Genomic DNA, 21,023 nt, shown 5'->3' with positions numbered 1-21,023 from the left:
GGTCGAGCAGCCCCGCCGGGGCGTATCGAGACCGACCGGCGTCAGCAGGTCTCTCTCGGGGACTGGTCTTCTGACGCCGGTGGATCTCGATGCGCCCGCTCCGCGGTCCACCCGATCAGCAGCAGCACGGCGGGCTCTCCGCCGGAGGAGGCCACTTCTCGCGTGCGGGGTCAGCGCGCGATGTCCGCGAGGATCGCGCCGGTGGCCGCGACGAGATCGGCGGGGGAGAGCTCGATGTCGAATCCTCGCCGGCCGCCCGAGACGAGGACGGTGTCGAACAGCTCCGCCGTCTCGTCGAGCACGGTCCGGTGCCGCGTCTTCTGCCCGACCGGCGAGATCCCGCCGAGCACGTAGCCCGTTCGCCGCTGCGCGAGCGCCGGGTCGGCCATCGCCGCGCGCTTGCCGCCGACGGCCGACGCCAGCTCCTTGAGCCCGAGCGACCCCGTGACGGGGACGATCCCGACGACGAGCTCGCCGTCCACGTCGACCAGCAGGGTCTTGAAGATCCGCTCCGGCTCGACGCCGAGCGCCTCGGCCGCCTCGCCTCCGTAGCTCGCCGCCGCGGGATCGTGCCGGTACTCCCGCGCGACGAAGGGGATCCCGGCGGCCGTGAGCGCGACGGTCGCCGGGGTGCCGGGCCCCTGGCGCGCCGAGCTCACGACCCGTCCACGGTCTCGGCCGCCGTCGGCTCCCCGTGGGCGGCGAAGAGCTGGATCGAGGTGCCCGCGACGCGGATCACCTGCCCCGGCTCGAACGACTCGCCGTGCCCGAGCGGCACGGCCTCCTCGCTGTTCCAGAGCCGCGTGTAGCCGGTGACGCCGTCGCTCTCGGCCAGCACCACGCTCGTCTCGTGCTCGACGCCGTGGACGACGAGCAGGATCCGGTCGAACTCCTCGAACTCGGGAGTGGAGGAGGCGAGGTACTGCAGAGTCCGGTTCTCGGCCGAGGTCCAGTCGTGGTCGGACATGCCGTGGCCGTGCGCGTCGAACCAGCGCATGCTGCTCGCCCCCGGGGTCACTGCGCCGCCGCGGCCGTAGCGGGACGGACGGAGGGCGGGATGCTCGCGCCGGAGGCGGAGCAGGGTGCGGGTGTGCTCGCGGAGGTGCTCCTGCCAGTCGCCGAGCCCCTCCCAGCGCAGCCACGTCAGGTCGGAGTCCTGGCAGTAGGCGTTGTTGTTGCCGCGCTGGCTGCGGCCGAACTCGTCGCCGGCGGTGATCATCGGCACGCCCGCCGAGAGGAGGAGCGTGCCGAGCAGGTTGCGCATCGCCTTGCGCCGAGCCAGGGTGACGCCCTCGTCGGCCGAGGGCCCCTCGAAGCCGTGGTTGAAGGAGCGGTTGTTGTCGGCTCCGTCGCGGTTCGACTCGCCGTTGCCGATGTTGTGCTTGACGTTGTACGAGACGAGATCGGCCAGGGTGAACCCGTCGTGCGCCGTCACGAAGTTCACGGAGGCGAGGGGGCCGCGCTCGAGCGAGAACGTGTTCGACGAGCCCGACAGGCGGGTCGCGAAGCCCCCGACTCCGACGGGCGCCGTGCCCGCCCGACGGGAGTAGTCGATGTCCGAGAGCCAGAAGTTGCGCACCCGGTCGCGGTAGCGGTCGTTCCACTCCGACCAGCCGACCGGGAAGTTGCCGGTCTGCCAGCCGCCCATGCCGACGTCCCACGGCTCGGCGATCATCTTCACGTCGGCGAGTGCCGGATCCTCGACGGCCGCCGTCAGCAGCGGGTGGTCGGTCCGGAAGTGCGCGATCTCGTCGCGCCCGAGCGTCGCAGCGAGGTCGAGGCGGAATCCGTCGATGCCCACCTCGCCCGACCAGTAGCGGAGGGAGTCGAGGACGAGGCGCTGGGCGACCGGGTTGCCGAAGTCGATCGTGTTGCCGCAGCCGGTGACGTCGATGTAGTGGCCCTCGTCGCTCTGGCGGTAGTAGCTGCGGTCGTCGATGCCGCGCAGGCTCGAGCGCGGTCCGTTCGGCCCCTCCTCGGCGGTGTGGTTGTAGACGACGTCGAGGATCACCTCGAGACCCGCCTCGTGCAGCAGCTTGACCATGCCCTTGAACTCGCGCAGCACGGCCGTCGGCCCGCCGCGCTGGGCGGTCGGCGAGGCGTACGCCGCGTGTGGGCTGAAGAAGTTCAGCGTGTTGTAGCCCCAGTAGTTGGTGAGCCCCTGGCGCAGGAGCCGCTGCTCCGACACGAACGCGTGCACCGGCAGCAGCTCGACCGCCGTGACGCCGAGATCGAGGAGGGAGGCGAGCGTCGACTCGTGCGCGAGTCCCGCGTAGGTGCCGCGGAGCTCCGGGGGCAGCACCGGGTTGAGCTTGGTGAGGCCCTTCACGTGGGCCTCGTACACGACCGTGCGGTCGAGCGGGGTCCGCGGCTTCTCGGAGGCGCCCCAGTCGAACGAGTCGTCGACCACGACCGAGCGCCACTCGTTCTCGGCCACGCGGTGCAGACCGCGCGAGTAGGGCTCGAGCAGCGCCGTGCGGGGATCGAAGCGGTGACCCGCCGGTCCGTCGACGCGGACGGCGTAGCGGCGGCCCGGCGTCAGCAGCGGCGACCGCGCCGACCACACGCACTCGGCGTCGCGCTCGAGCGGCACGGTGCGGGCGACCCAGGTCGGGTCCTTCTCGTCGTAGAGGAGGAGGTCGATCGCGCTCGCGTGGGCCGACCAGATCCGCAGCTCGCCGCCCTCCGCGTCCACGGTGACTCCGAGCCGGGCCAGGGGGTCGCGAGAGATCATGCGACTTACAGTAGTGAGGGGCGAGGGCCACCTCCGCGCCCAGGACGCGGGACGGAGGGCTGCAGTGATCTACCTCGACCACGCCGCGACGACCCCGCTCCGCGCCTGCGCTCTCGCCGCCTTCGCGGAGGCGTCCGCGCATCCCGGCAACCCCTCCTCCGTCCACGGGTCGGGTCAGGAGGCGCGCCGCCGGCTCGAGGACGCCCGCGCCGGCATCGCGGCGGCCCTCGGCTGCGAGCCGATCGAGGTCGTGCTCACCGCGGGCGGCACCGAGGCGATCAACCTCGCGCTCAAGGGCCTCTACTGGCAGCGCGTCGCGGAGGATCCGGCGCGCACCCGCATCCTCGTGCCGGGCGGCGAGCACCACGCCACGATCGACAGCGTCGAGTGGCTGGCCGCGCACGAGGGCGCGCAGCTCGAGTGGCTGCCCCTCGACGACGAGGGCACTCTGCGACCGGAGGCGCTCGCCGAGGCGATCGCGCGCGACCCCGACTCCGTCGCCCTGGTCTCGGCGCTCTGGGTGAACAACGAGATCGGCACCGTCGCGCCGGTCGTCGAGCTCGCCGCCGTCTGCGCCGGCGCCGGAGTCCCGCTGCACCTCGACGCCGTCGCCGCGCTCGGGCACGTGCCGCTCGAGATCGGCGCGGCGCGTCGGGCGTCCTCCTCCCGGGCGGGCTCCGGGCTCGTCGCCGTCAGCGTCTCGGGTCACAAGGTGGGCGGGCCGATCGCCACGGGTGCGCTCTTCCTGGCGCGCGACGCCCGGGTCGTGCCCGTCCTGCACGGCGGGGGACAGCAGCGGAGCGTCCGCTCGGGCACCCAGGACGTCCCGGGCGCCGCGGCGTTCGCGGCGGCCGTCACGGAGGCGGTCGACGAGATGGCCCGGGAGGCTCCTCGGCTCGCCGCGCTGCGCGATCGGCTCGTCGCGGGCGTGCTCGACGCGGTGCCCGGCGCGACACTGACCGGTCCGGCCGTCGACTCCGGCCGTCGCGTCGCGAACAACGCCCACCTCGCCTTCCCGGGGGCCCAGGGCGACTCGCTCCTCTTCCTCCTCGACATGGCGGGCTTCTCGGTCTCGACCGGATCGGCCTGCACCGCGGGCATCCCCGAGCCCTCGCACGTCGTGCTCGCGCTCGGCCGGAGCCAGGACGAGGCGCGCGGAGTCCTGCGGATGACCCTCGGGCGCACCACGTCCGAGGCCGACGTCGATGCGTTCGTCGCCGCCGTGCCCGAGGCGTACGCCCGCGCGGCTCGGGCCGGGCTCTCGAACCGCGCCGTCTGACCGCGGGCCGACCGCGGGGAGGGCTGGGCGCCTCCGCCGACCGCTCGTAGACTCGAGCGGTGAAGGTTCTGGCGGCGATGAGCGGTGGTGTCGACTCGGCGGTGGCCGCAGCGCGGGCGGTGGAGGCGGGCCACGAGGTCGTCGGCGTCCATCTGGCGCTGAGCCGGATGCCCGGGACGCTGCGCACCGGCAGCCGCGGCTGCTGCACCATCGAGGACTCGATGGACGCCCAGCGGGCCGCGAACGTGCTCGGCATCCCGTACTACGTCTGGGACTTCTCGGAGCGCTTCAAGCTCGATGTCGTCGACGACTTCGTCGCGGAGTACAGCGCGGGACGCACCCCGAACCCCTGCATGCGCTGCAATGAGCGGATCAAGTTCGCGGCGCTCCTCGAGAAGGCGCTCGACCTCGGCTTCGACGCGGTGTGCACGGGCCACTACGCCTCCCTCGAGACGGGGCCCGACGGCGCCCCCGAGCTGCACCGGGCGAGCGACGAGGCCAAGGACCAGTCCTACGTGCTGGGCGTGCTGACCGCTCAGCAGCTGGCGCACTCGATGTTCCCGCTCGGCTCGACGCCGTCGAAGGCGATCGTGCGGGCCGAGGCGGCGCGGCGGGGCCTGAGCGTCGCGAGCAAGCCCGACAGCTACGACATCTGCTTCATCCCCGACGGCGACACCCGCGGCTGGCTCTCGGAGCGGGTCGCTCCGGAGGCGGGGTCGATCGTCGATCGCGACGGCGCCGTCGTCGGCGCGCACGAGGGCGCCCACGGCTACACCGTCGGTCAGCGGCGCGGCCTGCACCTCGGCGTGCCGGCACCCGACGGGCGACCGCGCTTCGTCCTCGAGGTGCGGCCGAAGACCAACGAGGTCGTGGTGGGCCCGCGCGAGGCGCTGCGCATCGGCGAGATCGCCGGATCGCGCTTCACCTGGGCGGGTGCGGCGCCGATCGATCCGACGACGCCGTTCCGCTGCGACGTGCAGATCCGCGCTCACGCCGACCCTGTCCCGGCCGAGGCCGTGGTGTCGGAGGTCGATGGCAGGGTGGAGCTCGTGATCACTCCCGACTCGCCGCTCGACGGCGTCGCCCCCGGCCAGACGGCCGTCGTCTACCTCGGCACGCGGGTGCTGGGGCAGTGCACGATCGACCGCACCGTGGCGGCCGACGTCGTGGGAGCCGTCCGATGAGCGGCAGGGTGGTCGATCCGGCCGAGCGGGTCGACGAGCTCCGCGCGCGGATCCGCTCCGCGAGCGAGGACTACTACGCGGCCGACTCGTCGCCGCTCGCCGACGCCGAGTACGACGCGCTGGTGCGCGAGCTCGGCGAGCTCGAGGCGGCGCACCCCGAGCTCGCCACCGACGATTCGCCCACGCAGACGGTCGGCGGCATCGTCGGCGCCGGTCTGGCGCCGATCGACCACGCCGAGCGGATGCTCTCACTCGACAACGTCTTCTCGGCCGAGGAGCTGCGCGAGTGGTGCGAGAAGACGGTCGCCTCCTCCGCCCGCCCCATCGCGTGGCTGACCGAGCTCAAGATCGACGGCCTCGCGATCTCGCTGCACTACGAGAACGGCCGCCTCGTCACCGCGGCGACCCGCGGCGACGGCCGCACCGGCGAGGACGTCACGGTCAACGCCCTGCAGGTCGCGGGCATCCCGCAGCAGCTCGCCGGCGAGGGCCACCCGGCGCTGGTCGAGGTGCGGGGAGAGGTCTTCATCCCCGTCGCGGCCTTCGAGGCGCTCAACCGTCTGCAGGAGACGCTCCGCGACGAGGCGGTCGAGGAGGCGCGCGCCCGCTGGGCGGCCCGCCCCGCCGCCACCCGCGGCGCGTTCGAGGAGGAGAAGGCGCGCACGAGCGCGCTGCGGCGCTTCCCGACCTTCGCGAACCCCCGCAACGCCGCGAGCGGCGGCCTGCGCCAGCAGCTCGACAAGAAGTCGGGCCTCGACCTGCGGGCCGGCGAGGCGCGCGTCGGGTCGCTCGCCCTCTACGTGCACGGCATCGGCGCCTGGCCGGATCCGCCGGTCGCGACGCAGTCCGAGGTCTACGGGCTGCTCTCGTCGTGGGGGCTGCCGGTCAGCGCGCACAACAGCGTGTCGGCGTCGGTGGACGAGGTCGTCGCGTTCGTCGAGCGCTACGGGCGCGAACGGCACTCGGTCGAGCACGAGATCGACGGAGTCGTCGTCAAGGTCGACGAGCTCGCGCTGCACGACGAGCTGGGGGCGACCAGCCGCGCTCCGCGCTGGGCCATCGCCTACAAGTACCCGCCAGAGGAGGTGCACACGAAGCTCCTCGACATCGTCGTCAGCGTCGGCCGCACCGGCCGGGCCACCCCCTTCGCCCAGATGGAGAAGGTCAAGGTCGCCGGCTCCGAGGTGCGTCAGGCCACCCTGCACAACGCCGACGTCGTGAAGGCGAAGGGCGTGCTGATCGGCGACACGGTCGTGCTGCGCAAGGCGGGCGACGTCATCCCCGAGGTGCTCGGCCCGGTGGTCGAGCTGCGCGACGGCACCGAGCGCGAGTTCGTCATGCCGACGCAGTGCCCCGAGTGCGGCACGACGCTCGCGCCCTCGAAGGAGGGCGACGTCGACCTGCGCTGCCCCAACTCGGAGTCGTGCCCCGCGCAGGTGCGCGGCCGCGTCGAGCACATCGGCAGCAGGGGCGCCCTCGACATCGAGGCGCTCGGCGAGGTCAGCGCCGCGGCGCTCACGCAGCCGCTGGTCCCCTCCGACCCGCCCCTGCGCACCGAGGCGGGCCTGTTCGAGCTCACCCTCGCCGATCTGTTCCCGATCGAGGTCGTCGTGCGCGACTCCGAGACCGGGCTGCAGAAGCTCGACGCATCGGGCGAGCCGAAGGTGGTGACGCCGTTCAAGCGCAAGCGGCAGCTCGCGAAGGACGGCGCGTTCGACCCCGAGAATCCCGAGTTCGCCGGCGACGCCGCCTCCGTGCCGTCGACCAACGCGGTGCGCCTCATCGAGAACATCGACCGGGCGAAGACCAAGGAGCTGTGGCGTCTGCTGGTGTCGCTGAGCATCCGGCACGTCGGCCCGGTCGCGGCGCGAGCCCTCGCCGGGTACTTCGGCTCGCTCGACGCGATCCGCGCCGCGAGCCGCGAGGAGCTGGCCGCCGTCGACGGTGTCGGCGGCATCATCGCCGACGCGCTGCTCGACTGGTTCGCCGTCGACTGGCACGTCGAGATCGTCGACCGCTGGGCCGCCGCCGGCGTGCGCTTCTCGACCCCGGGGCATCCCGGCCCGGGAGCCGCGGACGCCGCGGGCGGTGTCCTCGCCGGACTCACCGTCGTCGCGACAGGCTCGCTCGAGGGCTACTCCCGCGAGGGCGCCCTGGAGGCGATCATGCAGGCGGGCGGCAAGGCCGGCTCCAGCGTCTCGAAGAAGACGCACTACGTCGCGGCCGGCCCGGGCGCCGGCAGCAAGCTCGGCAAGGCCGAGCAGCTCGGCGTGCGGATCATCGACGCCGCCCAGTTCCACCTCCTGGTGACGCAGGGGCCCGAGGCGATCGCGCTCCCCGAGGAGGGTGCCGCCGAGACGGCGGAGGCCGCGGCCGGACCGGACGCCGTCGAGGGCTCGGGAGAGACCGCGACCGCCGAGACCTCGACCGCCGAGACCACGACAGCCCAGGAGGCGACCGACGGCGATGCCTGACGGCGACGGGGGAGCGCGTCGCGCCTTCCTCCGCCGCTCGTTCGGCGAGGCCGCCGCGGCGGCCCTGGACGCCGTCGTGAGAGCGGCGCCGCTGACGCCCCGCGAGAGGGCGGCCGCGGCCGCGCTCGCCCGGATCGACCACCTCCTGGTGCTGTCGTTCGCCGGTCGCGACCGCGCCCAGGTCTTCGGCGCCCTCGACGGCGATCCGGGCATCGAGTTCTCGGGCGGCACGGACGAGGTGATGACGGCGCCGGGGCTCAGCGAGCATGCGCTCGGGCAGCGCTTCGCACCCGAGATGCTGCCGGTGCACACCCTGCTCGCGCGCTCGTTCGCCCGCGCCGACCGCTGGTCGGGCGACGGGCGCGACCCGCTGCAGCTCCTCCTCCGTGCAGCGCGCGACACCTCGACGCCCTGGGCGCTCGTCGTCGACGAGGACCAGGGCGTCTCGACCACCCTCCTCGACGATCCGGCGTGGGGCCGGCCGCGGGCGGTCGCAGCGGCCGGGGGCTCGCTCCTCACCCGTGGAGGCCTCAGGGACGACGCCGCAGCCGGAGAGCTCCCGCCCGTCGTCCTGGTCGAGCCGCGCTCCTTGATCGACCCCGCCGACTTCGCCTCGGCCGAGGAGCTCCGCGAGCCGCGGTCGGCCGACGCCCGCCGAGCGGAGCAGCTGCTGCACGAGGTCTACGACACGGCTCGGAGCCTCGAGCGCGCGGGGCGCCGGGTCCTCCTGCTCGTCACGGCCCGGGGCGAGGACGCCGACGTCCCCGCCCTCCTGGTCGCCTCCGGTGCGGGAACCGGCGCGAGAATCGGTGCGCGACTCGGCGCCGCGACGCCGGCGCTCCTGCTGCGGGCGCGGTGGGCCGCCGATCGCGGCGCGCTCGCCGACGACGGAGTCCTCGCGCTGGCGGAGGCGGCCTCGGGCGCGCTGCGGCCGCTCTCGCGCTGGCCGCGGACGGCTCCCGCGTTCGCCCCGGCGCGTCCGGAGCCCGCGGTGCCACCCAGGCTGAGCACCGCGCTGCGGCGCGCGGGTCTGGCTGAGACCCCCGGTGAGACGGCCGATCACGCCCTCGCCCGTCTCCGAGCCGCCGCGCCGTGGGCGTCGATACACTCCGACGAGGCACGCATCCGCGAGACGCGGGGAGGGTGGGAACGATGAGCACCGAGCGCGACGACTCCGGTGGGACACGGCCGGCGGGCGACCCCCGGTCGCGCTCGCGCCGCCGCTTCCTCGCGGGCAGCGCGATCGCGGGCGGAGTCGTCGCCTCGGGCGTCGCGGGAGGCGCGATCGGCGCGGCCGTCGCCTCCGCCGGGGTGCGCGAGGAGGACGCGCCCCTGCCCGCGCGCGACGAGCCGGGCTTCGACCACGTCGTCGTGATCATGTTCGAGAACCGCTCGTTCGACAACGTCCTCGGGCAGCTCTACGCCGACGGCTCGCTGCCGGCCGGCGAGACCTTCGAGGGCCTGCAGTCGGCGGAGCACTCCAACACGAGCGCCGCGGGAGACACCGTCGCCGCGCACGTCTACGAGGGCGCCACCGACACGGTCATGCGCCAGCCCGACCCCGACCCGGGCGAGGAGTTCCCGCACGTCAACACGCAGCTCTTCGGCACGATCGATCCGCCGTCGAACGCGGGCAGGACGGTCGGCGAGATGGCGGCGCCCTACAACGCCCCGGCCGACGCCTCGGCGCCGACGATGGGCGGCTTCCTCGAGGACTACATCCAGAGCATCCGGGCGCTGAAGAAGGGGGAGGACCCCACCGCCGAGGAGTACCGGACGATCATGGGCGGGTTCTCGCCCGAGATGCTCCCGGTGTTCTCGACCCTCGCGCGCGAGTTCGCGGTGTTCGACCACTGGTTCTGCGCGGTGCCGTCGCAGACGTTCTGCAACCGCTCGTTCTTCCACGCCTCGACCTCGCACGGCTTCGTGACCAACAAGCACGGCGGCGGCTACGAGAAGTGGCTGGCCGACGATCTCTCCGACGCGCCGACCGTCTTCAACCGGCTCGAGGAGGCGGGGAAGACCTGGCGGGTCTACTTCGACGCGCTGCAGGTCGTGTCGTACACGGGATTCCTCCACGCCCCGGTCCTCGAGAAGTACTGGAAGACCCACTTCGCGACGATGGAGCAGTTCTTCGCCGACGCGGAGAGCGGCGACCTCCCCGACTACGCCTTCATCGAGCCCCGGCTGGTCTTCGACCACAACGACATGCATCCGCCGACGGGGTCCTTCCACGAGGACGAGCTCGACGGGCAGCCCCTCTACGACAGCGCGCTCTCCGACGTCCGCGCCGGCGAGCTGCTGCTGCACCAGGTGTACTCGGCGGTCCGCGAGAGCGCGAGCCCGACCGGATCGAACGCGATCAACACTCTGCTGCTGGTCACGTTCGACGAGCACGGCGGCCTCTACGACCACGTGCCGCCGCCTGCGGCCACTCCTCCCGGCGACGGCAAGGACGGCGAGATGGGCTTCGCCTTCGACCGCCTCGGCTGCCGCGTGCCGGCGATCGCGATCTCGGCGTACACGCGGGCGGGCACGATCGTGCACGACGAGATGCACCACGGCGCCCTGGTCCGCACGCTGAGCCGGCTGCACGGGCTCGAACCGCTCACCGACCGCGACGCCTCCGCGCCCGACCTCTTCGGGATCGTCAACATGCCGACCCCGCGGCAGATCGGCGACTGGCCGACCACCGTGCCGCAGTACCTGCCGCCGAACCCGGAGGCGACGCCTCCCCACCCGGCGAACGCCAACCGCGACAAGCCGCTCAGCCCGCCGGCCCTCGGCCTGATGGGCCTGCTCCTCGCCCGCTACGGCGAGCCGGGCGAAGACCTGCCGACCACCTACGAGGGCGCCTACAACGCCCTGCTCGCGCGCGGCTCGAGCCTCTTCGGCGGCGGAGCGGGCGCCGCGTCCGCCTCGCCGACGCCCGCCTCCTGAGCGCGCCGCCCCGGGCAGAGGCGCGTCGGGGCCCGCGGCTAGACTGGTCGCCGATTCCTCACGAACCACCCGACGGAGACGCATGTCCGAGATCACGGCCGATACGGTCGCCCATCTGGCCCAGCTGGCCAGGATCGACCTCACCACCGAGGAGATCCAGACCATGACCCGGGAGCTCGGCCAGATCGTCGACTCCGTGCGCGCGGTCCAGGCCGTCGCCACGCCCGACGTGCCGGCGACCAGCCACCCGATCCCGCTCGAGAACGTGTTCCGGCCCGATGTGGTCGGCGAGACGCTGACCCGCGAGCAGGCGCTCTCGGGAGCGCCCGAGCACGACGGCAGCCGCTTCCAGGTCTCCGCGATCCTGGGGGAGGAGCAGTGAGCGCGCACGGCGACGAGATCATCCGCCTGAGCGCCTCCGCGCTCTCCGAGAAGCTCGCCGACGGCTCCGTGTCGTCGGTCGAGGCCACGCGCGCCCACCTCGACCGCATCGCCTCGGTCGACGGCGCCGTCCACGCCTTCCTGCACGTCGCGGGCGAGGACGCGCTCGCGACCGCGGGCGCGATCGACCGCCGCCGCGCCGACGGGGAGCCGCTGCACGCCCTCGCCGGCGTCCCGCTCGCCGTCAAGGACGTCATCGTCACGAACGACATGCCGACCACCAGCGGTTCGCGCATCCTCGAGGGCTGGCGCCCGCCGTACGACGCGACCGTGATGACGAAGGTCCGCGCGGCCGGCCTCGTGCCGATCGGCAAGACCAACATGGACGAGTTCGCGATGGGCTCGACCACCGAGCGCTCGGCGTACGGACCGACGCACAACCCGTGGGACCTCGACCGCATCCCCGGCGGCTCGGGCGGAGGCTCCGCCGCGGCCGTCGCGAGCTACGAGGCACCGCTGGCCCTCGGCTCCGACACCGGCGGCTCGATCCGCCAGCCCGCGCACGTCACGGGCACCGTCGGCGTCAAGCCGACCTACGGAGGCGTCTCGCGCTACGGCGCCATCGCCCTCGCCTCGAGCCTCGACCAGATCGGCCCCGTCTCGCGGACCGTCCTCGACGCCGCCCTCCTGCACGACGTGATCGCCGGGCACGACCCGCGCGACTCGACCTCGCTCCGCGACACGTGGCCCTCCTTCGCCGACGCGGTCCGCCGTGCCGACGTGAGGGGCCTGCGCATCGGCGTGCTCAAGGAGCTCGACGGGGGAGAGGGCTTCCAGCCCGGCGTCCTCGCCCGCTTCCACGAGGCCCTCGCGGTGCTCGAGGGCGCCGGAGCCGAGATCGTCGAGGTCAGCGCCCCGAGCGTCGAGCACGCGGTCGCCGCCTACTACCTGATCCTCCCGGCGGAGGCGTCCAGCAACCTCGCGAAGTTCGACTCGGTCCGCTTCGGGCTGCGGGTGTCCCCTCCCGGGGGCGGCACCGTCGAGCAGGTCATGGCCGCGACCCGCGAGCAGGGCTTCGGTCCGGAGGTCAAGCGCCGCATCATCCTCGGCACCTACGCCCTCTCGGCCGGCTACTACGACGCCTACTACGGCAGCGCGCAGAAGGTCCGCACCCTCGTGCAGCGCGACTTCGACGCGGCCTTCGCCTCCGTCGACGTGATCGCCTCGCCGACCGCGCCGACCACGGCCTACCGCCTGGGCGAGAAGCTCGACGACCCGCTGGCGATGTACCGCGGCGACGTCGCGACCATCCCGGCGAACCTCGCCGGCATCCCCGGCATCTCCGTCCCCGCGGGCCTCGCCGACGAGGACGGGCTGCCCGTCGGCATCCAGTTCCTCGCCCCGGCTCGCGAGGACGTCCGTCTCTACACCGTCGGCGCGGCACTCGAGACGCTCCTCGAGGAGAAGTGGGGCCACCCGCTGCTCACGAGGGCTCCCGAGCTGGCCGCCGCCGCGCTCTCCGCCACCGAGGAAGGTGCCGTCTGATGGCCTCCGCGCACACGTCCGCCCCCGAGCTGATGGACTACGACCAGGTCTTCGAGACCTTCGAGCCGGTCCTCGGCTTCGAGGTCCACGTCGAGCTCAACACGAAGACGAAGATGTTCTCGGACGCTCCGAACGAGTTCGGCTCCGAGCCCAACACGAACGTCACCCCCGTCGACCTCGGGCTCCCGGGCTCGCTCCCGGTCGTCAACGAGCAGGCCGTCCGCTACTCGATCAGCCTCGGCCTCGCGCTGGGCTGCTCGATCGCGCCGTCGAGCCGTTTCGCGCGGAAGAACTACTTCTACCCCGACCTCGCGAAGAACTACCAGATCTCGCAGTTCGACGAGCCGATCGCCTTCGAGGGCTCGGTCGAGGTCGAGCTCGCCGACGGCACGCTCGTCGAGATCCCGATCGAGCGCGCGCACATGGAGGAGGACGCCGGCAAGCTGACGCACGTCGGCGGCTCCACCGGTCGCATCCAGGGCGCCGAGTACTCGCTGGTCGACTACAACCGGGCGGGCGTCCCGCTCGTCGAGATCGTCACGAAGCCGATCTACGGAGCGGGCAAGAGCGCTCCCGAGTTCGCGAAGGCCTACGTCGCCACCATCCGCGACATCGTCCTCGCCCTCGGCATCTCGGACGCGAAGATGGAGCGCGGCAACCTGCGCTGCGACGCGAACGTCTCGCTCCGGCCGATCGGGCAGGAGAAGCTCGGCACCCGTACCGAGACCAAGAACGTCAACTCCCTCCGCTCCGTCGAGCGCGCCGTGCGCTACGAGATCCAGCGTCAGGCGGCGATCCTCGCCGCGGGCGGCACGATCACGCAGGAGACGCGGCACTGGCACGAGGACACGGGCCGCACCTCCGCGGGCCGCCCCAAGAGCGACGCCGACGACTACCGCTACTTCCCCGAGCCCGATCTTCTGCCGGTCGTGCCGAGCGCCGAGCTGATCGAGGAGCTGCGCGCCGCCCTGCCCGAGAAGCCGGCCGTCCGCCGCCGCCGCCTCAAGGCCGACTGGGGCTTCACCGACCTCGAGTTCCAGGATGTCGCGAACAGCGGTCTGCTCGCCGAGATCACCGAGACCGTCGCTGCGGGCGCGACTCCGCAGGCCGCCCGCAAGTGGTGGACCGGCGAGATCGCGCGCCTCGCGAACGCGGCCGGACAGGACGCCGCGGCACTCGTCACGCCCGCGCAGGTCGCCGAGCTGGCGGGTCTGATCGAGAAGGGCGTGCTCACCGACCGCCTCGCGCGCGAGGTGCTGCAGGGTGTCATCGCGGGCGAGGGCACTCCGCAGGAGGTCGTCGACGCCCGCGGGCTCGCCGTGGTCTCGGACGACGGCGCGCTCATCGCGGCGATCGATGCGGCTCTCGCCTCGCAGCCGGACGTGCTCGCGAAGATCCGCGACGGCAAGGTCCAGGCGGCCGGAGCCGTCATCGGCGCCGTCATGAAGGCCATGAAGGGCCAGGCCGACGCGGCCCGCGTCCGCGAGCTCGTGCTGGAGCGCGCCGCCGGCTGAGCCGGCGCGCGGGGACGGATCGACATGAGCACTCCTGGCGACTCCGTCCCCTCGCGGCTCGACCTGCCGGGCGGGGCGTTCCTCCGCCCGCTCGTCACGAGCGACGTCGAGCTCCTGCACCCCGTGCTCGGGGAGCAGCGCTCCTGGCTGGCGGGCCTCCTCCCGGAGGGTCACCCCAGTGCACTGCCGTCGGCGTCCCCCGGCGACGACGTCCGCGCCCTCGCGCTCCTCGAGGAGGCGGCCCGCGACGGCTCGGCGTTCGCCTACCTCCTCGTCGGTGCCGACTGGCGGCAGGCGCTCGGCGCCCTCAGCGTCCGTCCCGCGCAGGACGGTCCCGCGGTGGTCTCGTGGTGGGTCGTGCCGACGCTGCAGGCGTCCCGCCTCGAGGAGGAGCTCGACGCCTACGCGAGGCAGTGGCTCCGGCTGCGCTGGTCGATCGACGACATCGACACGCCCGACAACCACCCGGAGGACCCCGCCGCGATCGCGGGCGCCAACCTGGTCCCCCTCCTGCCCGAGCGACCGGATCGGACCCCGCTCCCCGAGACCGACACCGAGAGCGCCTCGCGACTGTGGGCCGAGTACCGCGGCGGCTCGGAGGCACTGCCTCCGGTGGAGTCGTTCGGCGACTCCGTCGAGATGGCCGACGAGCTGCTGGCCCTCGTGCGCCGCGGGGTGAAGACCGCGACCGCGTCCCTGGTCGGGCACGATCCCGTGCCGCGGGCCGGGGATCACTGGATCGTCTGCGACGGCGCGGGAGTCGCGCGCGTCGTGCTCCGCACCGCCGAGATCCGGATCGGATCGCTCGACTCGGTCGACGACGACTTCGCCTGGGCGGAGGGCGAGGGCGACCGCAGCCGGGAGTCGTGGCTCGCCGGCCACCGACGCTACTTCGCGAGGGAGTCGCCCGGCGGCATCGGCGACGTGGTGTTCGAGCGCTTCGAGCTGGTCTGGCCCGCCGACGAGGCCGAGCGGGCAGCCGCCTTCGCGCGCAGCGTCGCCGCCACCCCCAGCCCTCATTAGGGGGTTCCCCGGATGCCGTGGTCAGGCGCTCTCGGCCAGAGTGGACCCATGGCTACTCTCGTCCGCCCTCGTCAGGGCAAGATCATCGCCGGCGTCTGCGCCGGCCTCGCCCACCGCTTCGGCTGGAGCCCCTTCCTGGTCCGGCTGCTCTTCGTGCTCTCGTGCCTGCTCCCGGGCCCGCAGATCATCGCGTACCTCGTCATGTGGATCCTCATCCCCAAGCAGAGGTGACACGGCGGAGGTGATCCCGCGCCTCCCTCTCCCGCGGTCGACAGACCGCCGGCGGGGGAGGCTCTTTCGTGTGCACGGCCTCGTGAACGCTCACGTCGAGTGACGCGAGCGAGCTTGACTCCTTCGATCGGCTCCTCGTATCGTCGTCCGTGAACGTTCACGTCGACGATGATGCGAGGCTGAGATGACCGACACCACTCCCACCACGACCGGGACGGGCTGGGCCGTCCTCGGCCCCGGCGGCATCGCGCGCCGGTTCCTGTCGCAGCTGCCCGCGAGCGAGCGTGGCGCGCGACTCGTCGCCGTCGGCAGCTCCGATCCGCAGCGCGCCTCGGCCTTCGCCGAGGAGGCCGCCGCGTTCGGCTTCACGGATGTCACGAGCGGCGACTACGCGACGGCGCTGGCCGACCCGCGGGTGAGCGCCGTGTACATCGCGACCGTGCACACCGGTCACGCCGCGCTCGTGCTGCAGGCCCTCGAGGCCGGCAAGGCCGTCCTCTGCGAGAAGCCGCTCGCCGTCAACCACGGCACGGCGATGGCGCTCGTCGACGCGGCCCGTCAGGCCGGCCTGCCCCTGGTCGAGGCCTACATGTACCGGTTCCACCCGCAGACGGAGGCGCTGCTCGACCTGGTCCGCGAGGGCGCCGTCGGCGAGGTCCTGCACATCGACGCGTCGTTCTCGTTCCGCACCGGCTCCCGCTCGGGGAGGCTGTACGACGTCGCGACGGCGGGCGGCGGGATCCTCGACGTCGGCGGGTACACGGTCACGGCTGCGGCCGCCGTCGTCCAGGCCGCGACCGGGGTCGCCGCGGCCGAGCCCGTCGAGCTCCGGGCGAGCGGGAGCATCGGACCCACCGGCGTCGACGAGTGGAGCGTCGCGCGCCTGACCTACCGCGACGGCATCACGGCGACCCTCCGCACGGGCGTGGCGCTGCAGGACGCGAACGAGATCACGGTGCTCGGCTCGCGCGGCCGCCTCCGCCTCCGCGACCCGTGGTTCGGTGCGGAGTCGGGCATCGAGATCGACGTCGCGGGGGAGGAGCAGCGCTCGCTCGCCTTCGCCCCCTCCGACCCGTACGCGCGAGAAGCCGACGCCACGACCGACGCGCTGGCGGCCGGCGCCGTCGACGCCCCGGCGATGACGCTCGACGAGACCCTCGCGACCGCCCGCACGCTCGACCGCTGGCGCGCCGAGATCGGCCTGCGCTACCCGTTCGAGGCGGAGGACGCGGACATCCCCACCGTCTCGGGGCGCGCGCTCCGCACGGCGGACGACGCCCCGATGCTCTACGGAGCGATCCCCGGCGTCGGCAAGCGCATGTCGCGCCTCGTGATGGGCGTCGACAACCAGCCCGATCTCGCTCACGCGTCGGCGATCTTCGACCTCTTCGTCGAGCAGGGCGGCAACGCCTTCGACACCGGCTACATCTACGGAGGCGGCGTGCTCGAGGGGCGCCTCGGGAAGTGGATCGCCAACCGCGGGATCCGCGAGGACGTCGTCGTCATCACCAAGGGCGCGCACACGCCGCACTGCGATCCGGAGTCGCTGACCCGCCAGCTGCTCGAGAGCCTGGAGCGCCAGGGGACCGACTACGCCGACATCTACCTGATGCACCGCGACAACCCGGCGGTGCCCGTCGGCGAGTTCGTCGACGTGATGGACGAGCACCAGCGCGCCGGCCGGATCCGCTCCTACGGCGTGTCGAACTGGACCCCGGCGCGCTTCGACGAGGCGCAGGCCTACGCCCGGGCGAACGGGCGGGCCGGCTTCCAGGCCCTGAGCGACCACTTCGGACTCGCGGAGGCGTACGACGTGCCGTGGGAGGGCTGCGTGCACGTCACCGATCCGGCGTCGAAGGCGTGGCTGGTCGAGCGCCAGGTCCCCCTGCTGCCGTGGTCGTCGCAGGCTCGCGGCTTCTTCACCGGGCGCGCCCGGCCCGACGACACGAGCGACGCCGAGCTCGTGCGCTGCTACTACGGGCCCGAGAACTTCGAGCGCCTCCGCCGGGCCGAGCAGCTGGCCGCCGAGCACGGAGTGAATGCGACGGCGATCGCGCTCGCGTACGTGCTCGCGCAGCCGTTCCCGACGTTCCCGCTCTTCGGTCCGCGCACTCTGACCGAGGTCCGCTCGTCGATGCGAGGCCTGTCGATCGAGCTGACTCCGGAGCAGGTGGCGTGGCTCGATCTCCGCGACTGAGCGGATCCGACCCCGGCGGCCGGGCGACGATCCACGACGTCGCCTCGGCGGCCGGGGTGTCGCGGCAGACCGTGACCCGCGCGATGAACGGTATGCCGGGCATCAGCGAGGCCACCAAGCAGCGCGTCCTCGATGCCGCGGAGGAGCTGCGCTACCGGCCGTCGCGGTTCGGCCGCGGTCTCGCGACGGGAGGCGACCGCCAGCTCGGTCTCGTCGTCGACGATCTGCGGAATCCGTGGTCGCCGGAGCTCGCGTCGGCCGTCGTCCGGCTCGCCGCGGCGCGAGGGTGGAACGTCGCTCTCGCCGATGTCAGCTCGCCGGGCGATTCCGATCGCATGGTGCAGGCGCTCGGAGCGCAGTCGGACGCCGTCATCGGCACCTTCGGCGGTAGGGCGTCCGAGTGGATCGGGCACCTCGGCTCCGTCCCGGTGGTCGAGCTCGACCCGCCGGGGGCCCCGGAGCGCGCGGCCGTGCTGCTCGACCCCTCCGAGGCCATCGACGCGCTGACCGAGCATCTCGTGCACGCCGGAATCCGGCGTCCGGTGGTGCTCGACGTCGCCTCGGGGCCGGTGCCGAGCCCGCGCGCGCGGCGACTGCTGGCCTCGTTCGCCGAGCACGGGCTCGAGGCGTCCGTGGTCAGGGCGTCGACGGCGACGGCCGAGGCGGCCGCGGCGGCGACCGAGCGGATCGTCGCACGCCCCCGCACCGCCGATGCGATCGTCGCGTTCAACGACCTGTGCGCGATCGGGGTGCTCTCGGCCTGCCGGCGCGCGGGCGTGGACGTGCCGGGCGACGTCCGCGTGGTCGGGATCGACGGCCTCGCGCTGGGCAGGCTGCTCGCCCCGACCCTCACGACCCTCGCGGTCGACCTCGACGAGCTCGCCGGGCACGCGCTCGGGCTGGCGATCGAGATGATCGCGGGCGAGCTGCCGCGGACGGGTCCGGAGGTCGTGCGCACGGTGCGGCACCAGCTGATCGTCCGCGAGTCGGCCTGAGGCCCGCGATTCCCCGCCCGCTCTGAGAGAACCCTCAGCGGCGGCCGTGCGGGGAGGCATAGCGTGAGGCCGTGCGTCGACTCCCGTCGTCGCCGAGGAGGAGATCATGGGATTCCTGGACCGACTGCTGGGGCGCGAGGAGCGTCCCGAGGACGCGCGCCGCGCCTCCGGCTACGGCTCGCCGACCGAGCCTCGACCCGCGTACGGCACGCCGCCGGGCCGCTCCGCTCGCAGCGAGGACGAGATCGCGATCGAGCGCTACCGCTACCTGCTCAAGACCGCGCCGCCCGAGGCGATCGAGCAGGTCCACCGCGAGGCGTTCGAGCAGCTGACCCCCGAGCAACGCCAGCAGGTGTTCCGCGAGCTCAGCGAGGGAGCGCCCGTCGGCGACGCCCCCCGCAGCGACGACCCGCAGGCCCTCGCGCAGTCGGCCACCCGGAGCGAGCTGCGGCAGCCCGGCTTCATGGAGCGCCGCTTCTCGGGCGGGGGCGGCGGCATGGGCTTCGGAGGCGTGCTCGCCTCCTCGATGCTCGGTACGATCGCGGGCTTCGTGATCGGGTCCGCGATCGCCGATGCGTTCCTCCCGGATGCCGGAGGCGACATGGCCGCGGGTGACGGCGGAGACGCGGGAGCCGACGGCGGCGACGCCGGGGCGGACGCGGGCGGCGGCGACTGGGGCGGTGACTCCGGTGGCGGCGACTTCGGCGGTGGTGACTTCGGGGGCGGCGGCGACTTCGGAGGGGACTTCGGCGGCTTCGACATGTGACGCCCGCGAGCGAGCCCTCGGCCGGGGGCTCGCTCGCGCGTCGCGGGTCAGCTCTCGTCGAGCAGCATCGCCTTGACCTGGCGGCGCAGCACCTTGCCGATCATGCTCGTCGGCAGCTCGTCGACCACGACGATCCGCTTGGGCACCTTGTAGGGCGTGAGCGCCTCCCGCACCAGGGCGCGCGCCTCGTCCGGGTCGAAGGACGCTCCCGGTTCGAGGACGACCGCCGCGGAGACCGACTCGCCGCTGTGCGCGTCGGGGAGCCCGACGACGGCGGCGTCGCGCACGGCGGGGAGCCGGCGCAGCACCTCCTCCACCTCCGACGGCGAGACGTTGAACCCGCCCGTGATGATGAGCTCCTTGATGCGGTCGACGAGGCTGACGAAGCCGTCGTCGTCGATCGTCGCGATGTCGCCCGTTCGGAACCAGCCGTCGCCCGTGAACGACGCGGCGGTCTCCTCGGGCTTGCGGTGGTAGCCGCGGAACACCTGCGGCCCGCGGACCACGAGCTCGCCCTGCTCTCCGGGCGCGACGTCGACCTCCGGGTCCTCCGGATCCACGATCCGCACGTCCGTGCCCGGCAGCGGGAGGCCGACGGTGCCCGCACGCCGGGTCGGGCCGACGGGGTTGGCCATCAGCACCGGCGAGGTCTCGGAGAGACCGTAGCCCTCGACCAGCGTGCCTCCGGTGAGCTGCTCGAAGCCCTCGACGAGCGCGGGGTCGAGCGGCATCGCTCCCGAGATCGCGATCTCGATGCCCTGCAGCGACTCGCCCCGCTCCCGCGCGCGCGCCGCGAGCCGCTCGGCGATCGGCGGCACTGCCGGTAGGAACGTCGCCGGATGCTTGCGGACGACCTTGAGGACGAGGTCGGGGTCGAACTTGGGGAACAGCACGAGTCGCGCGCCCATGCTCATCGCGAAGGTGAGGCAGAGCGTCAGTCCGTAGGCGTGGAACATCGGCAGGACGGCGTAGACCACGCAGTCGCCGCGTCGCACCTGCGGGACCCACGAACGCGACTGGGCCGCGTTGGCGGTCAGGTTGAGGTGGGTGAGCTCGGCGCCCTTCGGCGCGCCGGTGGTGCCGCTCGTGTACTGGATCACGGCGAGGTCGGTGGCGACCGGCCCGGGGTGCTGCGGGTCGAGGCGGCGGCGCAGGAGCGACTCCCACTCGACCGCGCCGCGGACCGGGCCGGTCAGCGCGGCGCGCGACTCGCGGGCCTTCCTGATCGGCAGGCGCAGTGCGGCGCGCATCGGCGCCGGCATGGCGCGGGTGAGGTCGACCGCGACGACGGTCTCGACGCCGAGATCGTCGGGGAGGTCCTGAACGGTCGGGACGACGCGGTCCCACGCGATCGCGACGCGCGCTCCGTGGTCCTCGAACTGGTGACGGAGCTCCCGCGGCGTGTAGAGCGGGTTGTGCTCGACGACGACCGCGCCCAGGCGCAGGACCGCGTAGAACGCGACGACGTGCTGCGGGCAGTTCGGCAGGATCAGCGCGACCGGATCGCCCGCGCGGACGCCGAGGCGGCGCAGGCCCTCCGCCGCCCGTTCGACGTCGTCGGCGAGCTGCGCGTAGCTCGTGGCGCGGCCGAAGAACTCGAGGGCGACGGTGTGCGGGTAGCGCTCTGCCGACTCCGTGACGATGTCGACGAGCGAGCCGGTCGGGAGGTCGAGGTCGGTGGGGACTCCGGGTGCGTAGCTGCGGAGCCAGGGGCGGGGCGGGTGAGTGCTCACCCGCCCCACTCTAGGTGTGGGCCGAGC

General features: G+C 73.4%; 16 protein-coding genes. 13 read left to right on the top strand and 3 right to left on the bottom strand.

The window, feature by feature from the left end:
* Positions 1-170 precede the first annotated feature (170 nt).
* Both ybaK and glgX read right to left on the bottom strand, forming a co-directional pair.
* Complete coding sequence (gene ybaK, locus GSU68_RS09715; protein ID WP_159907759.1) at positions 171-659, bottom strand: Cys-tRNA(Pro) deacylase; 489 nt, start codon at positions 657-659, stop codon at positions 171-173.
* Entirely contained in the window at positions 656-2,734 is a 2,079-nt protein-coding gene (gene glgX, locus GSU68_RS09710) for a glycogen debranching protein GlgX (RefSeq protein WP_159907755.1), read from the bottom strand. Before glgX ends, ybaK begins: the two co-directional genes overlap by 4 nt.
* Between glgX and GSU68_RS09705 the strand changes: the two genes are divergently transcribed.
* The 13 genes from GSU68_RS09705 (at position 2,733) to GSU68_RS09645 (ending at position 19,263) form a co-directional block, all read left to right on the top strand.
* The gene (locus GSU68_RS09705) at positions 2,733-4,013 is read left to right on the top strand and encodes a cysteine desulfurase family protein (RefSeq protein WP_159907753.1); all 1,281 of its coding nucleotides are present in this window, start codon (positions 2,733-2,735) and stop codon (positions 4,011-4,013) included. The two genes, glgX and GSU68_RS09705, sit on opposite strands and share 2 nt — an antisense overlap.
* Positions 4,014-4,072: 59 nt before the next feature.
* Positions 4,073-5,197 (top strand): tRNA 2-thiouridine(34) synthase MnmA, encoded by a 1,125-nt coding sequence (gene mnmA, locus GSU68_RS09700; RefSeq protein ID WP_208544550.1) that lies wholly within the window; start codon positions 4,073-4,075, stop codon positions 5,195-5,197.
* Complete coding sequence (gene ligA, locus GSU68_RS09695) at positions 5,194-7,671, top strand: NAD-dependent DNA ligase LigA (protein WP_159907751.1); 2,478 nt, start codon at positions 5,194-5,196, stop codon at positions 7,669-7,671. The genes mnmA and ligA overlap by 4 nt, the downstream gene beginning before the upstream one ends.
* A complete protein-coding gene (locus GSU68_RS09690; RefSeq protein ID WP_159907748.1) occupies positions 7,664-8,827 on the top strand; it encodes a hypothetical protein in 1,164 nt (387 codons plus the stop codon). The genes ligA and GSU68_RS09690 overlap by 8 nt, the downstream gene beginning before the upstream one ends.
* A complete protein-coding gene (locus GSU68_RS09685) occupies positions 8,824-10,611 on the top strand; it encodes an alkaline phosphatase family protein (RefSeq protein ID WP_159907746.1) in 1,788 nt (595 codons plus the stop codon). Before GSU68_RS09690 ends, GSU68_RS09685 begins: the two co-directional genes overlap by 4 nt.
* A gap of 82 nt (positions 10,612-10,693) precedes the next feature.
* A complete protein-coding gene (gene gatC, locus GSU68_RS09680) occupies positions 10,694-10,993 on the top strand; it encodes an Asp-tRNA(Asn)/Glu-tRNA(Gln) amidotransferase subunit GatC (RefSeq protein WP_159907743.1) in 300 nt (99 codons plus the stop codon).
* The gene (gatA, locus tag GSU68_RS09675) at positions 10,990-12,537 is read left to right on the top strand and encodes an Asp-tRNA(Asn)/Glu-tRNA(Gln) amidotransferase subunit GatA (RefSeq protein WP_159907740.1); all 1,548 of its coding nucleotides are present in this window, start codon (positions 10,990-10,992) and stop codon (positions 12,535-12,537) included. The genes gatC and gatA overlap by 4 nt, the downstream gene beginning before the upstream one ends.
* Positions 12,537-14,051 (top strand): Asp-tRNA(Asn)/Glu-tRNA(Gln) amidotransferase subunit GatB, encoded by a 1,515-nt coding sequence (gene gatB, locus GSU68_RS09670; RefSeq protein WP_159907737.1) that lies wholly within the window; start codon positions 12,537-12,539, stop codon positions 14,049-14,051. The genes gatA and gatB overlap by 1 nt, the downstream gene beginning before the upstream one ends.
* 24 nt (positions 14,052-14,075) lie before the next feature.
* Positions 14,076-15,074: an ASCH domain-containing protein gene (locus tag GSU68_RS19680; protein ID WP_208544549.1), complete on the top strand. Its 999-nt coding sequence runs from the start codon at positions 14,076-14,078 to the stop codon at positions 15,072-15,074.
* Positions 15,075-15,122: 48 nt separating this feature from the next.
* Positions 15,123-15,305 (top strand): PspC domain-containing protein, encoded by a 183-nt coding sequence (locus GSU68_RS09660; RefSeq protein WP_159907734.1) that lies wholly within the window; start codon positions 15,123-15,125, stop codon positions 15,303-15,305.
* A 184-nt stretch (positions 15,306-15,489) separates the two neighbouring features.
* The gene (locus GSU68_RS09655; protein WP_159907730.1) at positions 15,490-17,502 is read left to right on the top strand and encodes an aldo/keto reductase; all 2,013 of its coding nucleotides are present in this window, start codon (positions 15,490-15,492) and stop codon (positions 17,500-17,502) included.
* Positions 17,481-18,497, top strand: a complete 1,017-nt coding sequence (locus tag GSU68_RS09650) for a LacI family DNA-binding transcriptional regulator (RefSeq protein WP_159907728.1) — start codon at positions 17,481-17,483, stop codon at positions 18,495-18,497. The genes GSU68_RS09655 and GSU68_RS09650 overlap by 22 nt, the downstream gene beginning before the upstream one ends.
* A gap of 106 nt (positions 18,498-18,603) precedes the next feature.
* Complete coding sequence (locus GSU68_RS09645; RefSeq protein ID WP_159907726.1) at positions 18,604-19,263, top strand: hypothetical protein; 660 nt, start codon at positions 18,604-18,606, stop codon at positions 19,261-19,263.
* A 47-nt stretch (positions 19,264-19,310) separates the two neighbouring features.
* Here the strand turns inward: GSU68_RS09645 and GSU68_RS09640 are convergent, their stop codons facing one another.
* A complete protein-coding gene (locus tag GSU68_RS09640) occupies positions 19,311-20,996 on the bottom strand; it encodes a long-chain-fatty-acid--CoA ligase (protein ID WP_159907723.1) in 1,686 nt (561 codons plus the stop codon).
* Positions 20,997-21,023 lie beyond the last annotated feature (27 nt).

The sequence above is a fragment of the Rathayibacter sp. VKM Ac-2759 genome, assembly GCF_009834225.1.
Classification (GTDB): Bacteria; Actinomycetota; Actinomycetes; order Actinomycetales; family Microbacteriaceae; genus Rathayibacter.
The sequence above is the reverse complement of the archived record's forward strand: the minus strand, read 5'-3'. Positions and strand labels throughout refer to the sequence as shown.

Coding starts and splice junctions, on each gene's coding strand:
- GSU68_RS09705 (WP_159907753.1), top strand. CDS start 2,733: ATGCGACTTACAGTAGTGAGGGGCGAGGGCCACCTCCGCGCCCAGGAC.
- glgX (WP_159907755.1), bottom strand. CDS start 2,734: ATGATCTCTCGCGACCCCCTGGCCCGGCTCGGAGTCACCGTGGACGCG.
- GSU68_RS19680 (WP_208544549.1), top strand. CDS start 14,076: ATGAGCACTCCTGGCGACTCCGTCCCCTCGCGGCTCGACCTGCCGGGC.
- GSU68_RS09660 (WP_159907734.1), top strand. CDS start 15,123: ATGGCTACTCTCGTCCGCCCTCGTCAGGGCAAGATCATCGCCGGCGTC.
- GSU68_RS09690 (WP_159907748.1), top strand. CDS start 7,664: ATGCCTGACGGCGACGGGGGAGCGCGTCGCGCCTTCCTCCGCCGCTCG.
- GSU68_RS09655 (WP_159907730.1), top strand. CDS start 15,490: ATGACCGACACCACTCCCACCACGACCGGGACGGGCTGGGCCGTCCTC.
- gatC (WP_159907743.1), top strand. CDS start 10,694: ATGTCCGAGATCACGGCCGATACGGTCGCCCATCTGGCCCAGCTGGCC.
- gatB (WP_159907737.1), top strand. CDS start 12,537: ATGGCCTCCGCGCACACGTCCGCCCCCGAGCTGATGGACTACGACCAG.
- GSU68_RS09645 (WP_159907726.1), top strand. CDS start 18,604: ATGGGATTCCTGGACCGACTGCTGGGGCGCGAGGAGCGTCCCGAGGAC.
- GSU68_RS09685 (WP_159907746.1), top strand. CDS start 8,824: ATGAGCACCGAGCGCGACGACTCCGGTGGGACACGGCCGGCGGGCGAC.
- ligA (WP_159907751.1), top strand. CDS start 5,194: ATGAGCGGCAGGGTGGTCGATCCGGCCGAGCGGGTCGACGAGCTCCGC.